8 protein-coding genes are annotated in these 6,711 nt (G+C 67.0%); 5 read left to right on the top strand and 3 right to left on the bottom strand.

Annotation, left to right across the window (positions count from 1 at the left end):
* A partial coding sequence (locus sphsw_RS15225) for a glycosidase (protein WP_031441357.1) occupies positions 1-1,094 on the top strand: 1,094 nt, incomplete at its 5' end.
* A gap of 35 nt (positions 1,095-1,129) precedes the next feature.
* Here the strand turns inward: sphsw_RS15225 and sphsw_RS15220 are convergent.
* Complete coding sequence (locus tag sphsw_RS15220) at positions 1,130-1,336, bottom strand: hypothetical protein (protein WP_128082019.1); 207 nt, start codon at positions 1,334-1,336, stop codon at positions 1,130-1,132.
* Positions 1,337-1,475: 139 nt separating this feature from the next.
* Between sphsw_RS15220 and sphsw_RS15215 the strand changes: the two genes are divergently transcribed.
* The 4 genes from sphsw_RS15215 (at position 1,476) to sphsw_RS15200 (ending at position 5,108) form a co-directional block, all read left to right on the top strand.
* Positions 1,476-2,612 (top strand): glycosyltransferase family 4 protein, encoded by a 1,137-nt coding sequence (locus sphsw_RS15215; RefSeq protein ID WP_031441355.1) that lies wholly within the window; start codon positions 1,476-1,478, stop codon positions 2,610-2,612.
* Positions 2,613-2,680: 68 nt separating this feature from the next.
* Complete coding sequence (locus sphsw_RS15210; RefSeq protein WP_031441354.1) at positions 2,681-4,084, top strand: NAD(P)H-dependent flavin oxidoreductase; 1,404 nt, start codon at positions 2,681-2,683, stop codon at positions 4,082-4,084.
* A 26-nt stretch (positions 4,085-4,110) separates the two neighbouring features.
* Complete coding sequence (locus tag sphsw_RS15205; protein WP_031441353.1) at positions 4,111-4,737, top strand: LysE family translocator; 627 nt, start codon at positions 4,111-4,113, stop codon at positions 4,735-4,737.
* A 122-nt stretch (positions 4,738-4,859) separates the two neighbouring features.
* Positions 4,860-5,108, top strand: coding sequence for a hypothetical protein (locus sphsw_RS15200; protein WP_197975206.1), 249 nt, complete (start codon positions 4,860-4,862; stop codon positions 5,106-5,108).
* Between the two features lie 47 nt (positions 5,109-5,155).
* On the opposite strand, the gene sphsw_RS15195 is transcribed toward sphsw_RS15200, so the two are convergent.
* Together sphsw_RS15195 and sphsw_RS15190 are read right to left on the bottom strand one after the other, a co-directional pair.
* The gene (locus tag sphsw_RS15195) at positions 5,156-5,347 is read right to left on the bottom strand and encodes a hypothetical protein (RefSeq protein WP_031395371.1); all 192 of its coding nucleotides are present in this window, start codon (positions 5,345-5,347) and stop codon (positions 5,156-5,158) included.
* A 90-nt stretch (positions 5,348-5,437) separates the two neighbouring features.
* Positions 5,438-6,460: a 2-hydroxyacid dehydrogenase gene (locus sphsw_RS15190; RefSeq protein WP_031441352.1), complete on the bottom strand. Its 1,023-nt coding sequence runs from the start codon at positions 6,458-6,460 to the stop codon at positions 5,438-5,440.
* Between the last annotated feature and the right edge of the window lie 251 nt (positions 6,461-6,711).

The raw sequence follows: 6,711 nt of genomic DNA, 5'->3' as shown, positions 1-6,711 counted from the left end.
CTCCCGCCGACATCGACCTGTCGCGCTCGCCGCTGGCGGGCAAGGTCGGGGCCGAGACCTATGTGCTCGGCGCGTTCAATCCGGGGATGACGCGGCTGGCGAACGGCAATCTGCTGCTGATGGTGCGCGTGGCGGAGGCGTTGCGCGAGCCGGTCAAGGGCGGCAACGTCCATGCGATCCGCTGGCAGGACGGCGCCTATCTGCGCGATGCGTGGCCGTTGCAGATGGTCGACACCAAGGATCCACGCAAATTCCTGATCCCCGGCGGCGGATGGAAGGTGATGGCGCTGACCTCGCTGTCCTGGCTCCTGCCGGTCGAGCTCGATGCCGAGGGCCGTTCGGTCGTCGCGGTCCATTACGACAAGGCGATCGCGCCGCGCACACCCTACCAATGCTACGGCGTCGAGGATGCCCGAATCTCGAAGGTCGGCGACCGTTATCTGATGACGACCTGTTCGGTCAGCCCGGAACGGCATTCGACCACGCTTTATTCGTCCGCCGATGCGCTCGACTGGCAGCTCGAGGGGATCGTGCTCGATCACCAGAACAAGGACATGCTGATCTTCGAAGGGCTGATCGGCGGGCAATATTGGGCGCAGACGCGGCCGCTCGGCGATCTGTACTTCGCCTATCCGCCGGGCAGCGAATGGCGCGCCGGGCCGTCGATCAACCTGTCGCGCTCGCCCGATGCGCTCCACTGGAAGCCGCATGACAAGCCCGGCATCCGCCCTCACGCCGCCACGGTCTCGACCGCGCGGATGGGCGGCGGGACACCACCGATCCTGACCGATCGCGGCTGGCTGAGCCTGTGGCACGGCGTCGAGCCGTCGGGCGTGGTCGGCATCTACCGCACATATTGGTCGATCCTCGACAAGGGCGACCCGTCGATCACGATCGCGACCCAGCACGCGCCGCTGCTCGAGGCGAACCCCGCGCTGACCGAACCGCTCAAGGACCAGATGTACGTCGACAATGTCGTCTTCACGACGGGCATTGCGGACGCGGGCGACTTCTACGTGGTGGCGAGCGGCGAGGCGGACCTGGCGTGCCGGATCACCCACATCGCGAAGACTGCGTTCGACCCGCCCGCCTGATGCGGTTCGTGGCGTATTTTGGTGGGGAGCGGACCTTACCTCTCCAAGGCTGACACAAGACTGGTGAAAGCATCTACGTTCGCTTTCTGATGCGAAAGCACCCCGGCAGTAATATCCTGCGTAGTGCCATCCGGCATGACAAGCTGTGCCTTCACTCCGCCGTTACTGAAGAGATCGACCTGTCGCAGAGATTCTTTGCGCTGCTCGTTCGCCCATTTGATCAAGTCATCCAGTGTTTTCACCGTCCGCCCCCCTCCGTTGTCGGCATCATAGCACGGCATGAAATTATGCTTCTAGTGTCCGCAAGTGGGCGGAAGCTGACAGCAATCCAGCGCGCCTGCTCCCTTGAAACCCCGGCGGGAAATCGGCATCGCGTCGGGCATGGCCGCACCCGTCAACATCCTGCATCTCCACTCCTCGTTCGACCTCGGCGGGAAGGAGGCGCGGGCGGTGCGGTTGATGAATGCGTTCGGCGATCGCGCCAAGCATACCATCGTGTCGGGCGTGCCCGATGCGCTGGGCGCGCAGGCGTCGATCGCCAAGGGGATCCGCTACGAGATCGCGCAGAACCCGCCGCCGCTGACGGGCAAGCCGTCGGTCGCGCGCTACGAGGCGATCGCGCAATATATGCGGCGGTTCGACCTGGTGCTGAGCTATAACTGGGGGGCGATCGACGGGGCGATGGCGCGCCGCGCGTTCGGCAAGGGCGCACCGCCGCTGGTCCACCACGAGGACGGGTTCAATGCCGACGAGGCGGGCGGGCTGAAGATCGAGCGCAACATCTATCGCCGGCTCGCGCTGGGTGCGGCACATGCGCTGGCGGTCCCGTCCGAGGTACTCGAGGCGATCGCGCTGAAGACCTGGAAACAGCCGCGCGAGCGGGTGCACCGGATCGTGAACGGCATCGGCACCGCCTATTATGCGCAGAAGCCCGAACCCAAGGCGATCCCGGGGTTCGTGCCGAAGGCGAAGGAGGTCGTCATCGGCGCGCTGGCGGGTCTGCGCGAGGTGAAGGACCTCACCGCACTGGTGCGTGCGGTCGGCGGCGTGTCGGGGCGGGTGCGGCTGGTGATCGTCGGCGAAGGACCCGAACGCGCGCGGATCGCGCAGGCGGCCGCCGCGATGGGGATGGCCGACACGCTCGTCCTGCCGGGATTTCTCGATCGGCCCTATCGTTATATCGGGCATTTCGACATCCTCGCTCTGTCGTCGCGCAGCGAGCAGTTTCCGATTTCGGTGGTCGAGGCGATGGCCGCCGGCCTGCCGATCGCGAGCTATCCGGTCGGCGACGTCGCGCGGATGGTCGCGCCCGAAAACCTGCCGTTCATCACCGAGGCGCCGAGCGAGGTGCGGCTGCGCGATGCGTTGCAGGCGCTGGTCGCGGATCCCGCGCTGCGCGCGTCGATCGGGGCGGCGAATCAGCGGCGCGCGCGGGCCGAATTCGACGAATCGGTGATGATCGCGCGCTACCGTGCGCTGTACGAAGAGGCGCTCGGCAGACCCGGCGCGCTAACCTAGGTCTTAATTTGCTCGCACGCTGCGTCCTTGCGATATAGGGGGCCGTATTTTCCGGGAGAGGTGACGTCGTGTTCAAGGGCCTGAAGCCTATCGTCTATAACGGTCGCGAAGTGTGGCCGCTGGTGGAAGGCGGCAAGGGAGTCGCGGCGACCAACCATGCGTCGGCCGGAGCCTGGGCCGCCGCGGGTGGCATCGGCACGGTTTCTGCCGTGAATGCCGATAGTTACGATCCAGAGGGCAAGATCATCCCGCAGGTCTATGCCGCGCTGACGCGGCGTGACCGGCATGAGGAGCTCGTCCAATATGCGATCGACGGTGCGGTCCAGCAGGTCGAGCGCGCCTATGAGATCGCCGACGGCAAGGGCGCGATCAACATTAACGTGCTGTGGGAAATGGGCGGCGCGCAGCGGATCCTGCACGGCGTGCTCGAGCGGACGCGCGGCAAGGTGGCGGGCGTCACCTGTGGCGCGGGCATGCCCTACAAGCTCAGCGAGATCACCGCGTCCTACGGCGTCAGCTACCTGCCGATCGTCAGTTCGGGGCGGGCGTTCCGTGCGCTGTGGAAGCGCGCCTATTCGAAGGCGGCACAGTGGCTCGCCGCGGTCGTGTACGAGGATCCGTGGCTCGCCGGTGGTCATAACGGCCTGTCGAATGCCGAGGACCCGCTGAAGCCGCAGGATCCCTATCCGCGCGTGAAGGAACTGCGCGACGTAATGCGCGAGGGCGGTATTTCGGACGACGTGCCGATCGTGATGGCGGGCGGCGTCTGGTATCTGCGCGACTGGAACGACTGGATCGACAATCCCGAGCTCGGCACGATCGCGTTCCAGTTCGGCACCCGCCCGCTGCTGACGCGCGAAAGCCCGATCCCGCAGGGGTGGAAGGACGCGCTGACGAAGATCGAGGAAGGCGATGTGCTGCTGCACAAATTCTCGCCGACCGGTTTCTATTCGTCGGCGGTGCGCAACCCGTTCCTGCGCAGCCTCGAGGCGCGGTCCGAGCGCCAGATCGCGTTTTCGACGCAGGAGGCTGGCGACCACATCTTCCAGCTCGACGTCGGCGTGAAGGGCAAGAATTTCTGGGTGACGCGCAACGATCTGCTGCGCGCACGCCAGTGGTTCGGCGAAGGCTTTACGGACGCGCTCAAGACCCCGGACAACACGCTGGTCTTCGTCGGTCCGGAAGAAAAGGGCATGATCCGCAAGGATCAGGCGGATTGCATGGGCTGTCTGTCGCAATGCTCCTTCTCGAGCTGGGCGGACACCGAGACCAACTCGACGGGGCGGCTCGCCGACCCGCGCAGCTTCTGCATCCAGAAGACGCTGCAGGATATCGCGCATGGCGGCGACATCGACCAGAACCTGATGTTCGCCGGCCATGCGGCGTATAACTTCAAGAAGGACCCGTTTTATTCCAACGGGTTCGTGCCGAGCGTCGGGCAGCTCGTCGATCGGATCCTGACCGGCGACTGAGCCGGTCAGGGTAGGGGGGCAAAGGCATGACGCTGCATGCGTGGACGGTGTTCCTGGTCGCGGTGATCCTGTTGTGCGGGACACCGGGGCCGAACATGCTGCACGTCATGACGCGCAGCATGACCTTCGGCGCGCGGCGCAGCCTGGCGGCGATGGCGGGGTGCCTGACCGCGCTGGTTCTCGTCCTCGCGGCATCGGCGGCGGGGGTCGCGGCTTTGCTGACCGCCTGGCCGCGCGTGTTTGATGCGCTGCGTTATGCCGGCGTCGCCTATCTGATCGTGCTGGGGATCAAGGCGTGGCGCGGTGCCGGCGGGCCGGTCGATCTGGGCGCGGACACGCTGCCGCGCACGATGTCCGCCGCACGGCTGTTCCGCGGCGGGTTCGTGATCGGCATCAGCAATCCCAAGCTGCTGCTGTTTGCAGCCGCCTTCCTGCCGCAGTTCGTCAACCGCGCCGCGCCGCAGGGCCCGCAGTTCGCGATCCTCGTCGTCACCTTCGCAGTGGTCGAAAGCCTCTGGTATGCGGTCTATGCGATGAGCGGGCGGACGCTCGCGCGGCATCTGACGCGACCGGCATTGCGGCGCGCCTTCGACCGCGCGACGGGGGCGGTGTTCGTCGGCTTCGGGCTCGCACTGCTCGGAACACGCGTCTGACGCGGCGGCCGAGGTTGCCGATCGGCAGGATAGCGCGCATACCGGACGCATTGCGGCGCTTCATTCGGGCAAGCCACGACTGAGAGACGTATCGCGCTCCCGCTCCCTGCCGGGATTATCAGATGACCACCACGCCCAGCGCCGATGTTGCGCCCATTTCGCGTGCGATGAACGTGCGCGTCACCGAGGCCCAGGCCGTCGCGATGTGCGCCAAGCACAAGGCCGAGATCAGCGCGATCGAATCGCTGCCGTCGGGCGGAACACGGATCGTCCTGATGAACATTGCGGATGCCGCGACCGTCGCCAAGGCGTTCGGGTCGAAGGTCCTGACGGGCACCGTTCAGCGGACCGGCTGGATCCGCGCACGGTGACTTGAGGGGCGACGCGCGGACCTTCAGGCCCGCGCGCGCCAGACGTTTCAGTCGGCGACCGTGCCGACCACCGCGCCGCCGGCACCACCGACCGCTGCGCCCTTTTCGACGCTACCGCCCGTCGCCGCGGCGACACCCGCACCGCCGGCTGCACCAATGCCTGCGCCCTTGAGCGTCGAACAGGCGCTCATCGACACGGCGGACGCGATCAGCAGCGCGGAAACAGCAATCTTCTTCATGGGATACTCCTTTTTCTCTCCGGGGGTATCCAACAAATGCCGCACTGCGGAATCAGTTCCGGGCACGGGAAAGGGGACGGGGAGCGGCCGTCAGGCCCAGCCTTCGAGCACCTGATCGGGCGGACGGTGGCCATCGGCCCACATCCGGATGTTCTGGATTACCTTCTCGCCGGTCGCGATCCGCCCCTCGAACGTCGCCGATCCCATGTGCGGGAGCATCACGACGTTATCGAGCGCGAGCAGTCGCGGATCGATCTGCGGCTCGTGGCGCCAGACATCGAGCCCGGCACCGGCGAGCCGGCCCGCCTCGAGCGCGTCGACCAGTGCGGTCTCGTCGACCACCCCGCCGCGCGAGGCGTTGATGAGGAAGACGTGCGGGCGCATCAGCGCGATCCGCCGCGCGTCGATCATGTCCCGGCTGTCGGCGTTGAGCGGGGTGTGGATCGTCACGATGTCGACCGCGCCGAGCAGGTCGTCGAGCGAGGCGTGCCACGTCGCCCCGAGCGCCTGTTCGAGTGCGACGGGCAGGCGGCGGCGATTGTGATAGTGGATCGAGAGGCCGAATGCGGCGGCGCGGCGCGCGACCGCCTGTCCGATCCGGCCCATCCCGACGATGCCGAGTGCCTTGCCGCCGATCCGGTGGCCGAGCATCCCGCCGGGGCTCCAGCCGGTCCATGCGCCGGACCGCACGAGCTTCTCGCCCTCCGCCAACCGCCGCGGCACCGACAGGATCAGCGCCATCGTCATGTCCGCAGTGTCTTCGGTCAGCACCCCCGGCGTGTTGGTGACGATGATCCCGCGCGCCCGCGCCGCCTTCAGGTCGATATGGTTCACGCCCGCGCCATAATTGGCGATCAGGCGAAGGCGATCGCCCGCACCCGCGATCAGCGCGGCGTCGATATCGTCGGTGACGGTCGGGACCAGCACGTCGCAATCGGCCATCGCCGCGGCCAGCTGATCGCGGCTGAGCTTGGCATCGCCGTGGTTGTTGGTCGTGTCGAACAGCGCCGCCATACGGTCCATGACCGCATCGGCAAGTTCGCGCGTGACGACCACCTTGGGGTTGGGGCAGCGCCGGGTGTCGGGCCAGCTATCGGGGCGTGGATCGGGCATGACTGTGGCTTGGCGAACGTCATCCACGGCGTCAACGATGGAGCGGCAAAACCGCGCTGCGATCCGTGGAACGGCGGCGCGCGCGCTTAGCAGTTGAAACCGCCGCCGCGGTGGCGATAGAGCTTGGCCGGACACGAACCGCGTCGGCAACAGGACATCAGCATGCGCATTCTCGCCTTCGGGCTCGCCGCCCTCGTCACGGCGGCGCTGGGCACCGAGCCTGCCGCCGCCGCGGATCCGGTGCGCAAGCT

Origin of the sequence: Sphingomonas sp. FUKUSWIS1, assembly GCF_000733135.1 — a bacterium.
GTDB classification, from domain to species: Bacteria; Pseudomonadota; Alphaproteobacteria; order Sphingomonadales; family Sphingomonadaceae; genus Sphingomonas; species Sphingomonas aerolata.
This window is presented reverse-complemented; position numbering and strand designations above follow the sequence as displayed.

Bases quoted from the DNA above. Each gene is read 5' to 3' on its own strand.
- sphsw_RS15215 (WP_031441355.1), top strand. From the start codon at position 1,476: ATGGCCGCACCCGTCAACATCCTGCATCTCCACTCCTCGTTCGACCTC.
- sphsw_RS15205 (WP_031441353.1), top strand. From the start codon at position 4,111: ATGACGCTGCATGCGTGGACGGTGTTCCTGGTCGCGGTGATCCTGTTG.
- sphsw_RS15200 (WP_197975206.1), top strand. From the start codon at position 4,860: ATGACCACCACGCCCAGCGCCGATGTTGCGCCCATTTCGCGTGCGATG.
- sphsw_RS15195 (WP_031395371.1), bottom strand. From the start codon at position 5,347: ATGAAGAAGATTGCTGTTTCCGCGCTGCTGATCGCGTCCGCCGTGTCG.
- sphsw_RS15190 (WP_031441352.1), bottom strand. From the start codon at position 6,460: ATGCCCGATCCACGCCCCGATAGCTGGCCCGACACCCGGCGCTGCCCC.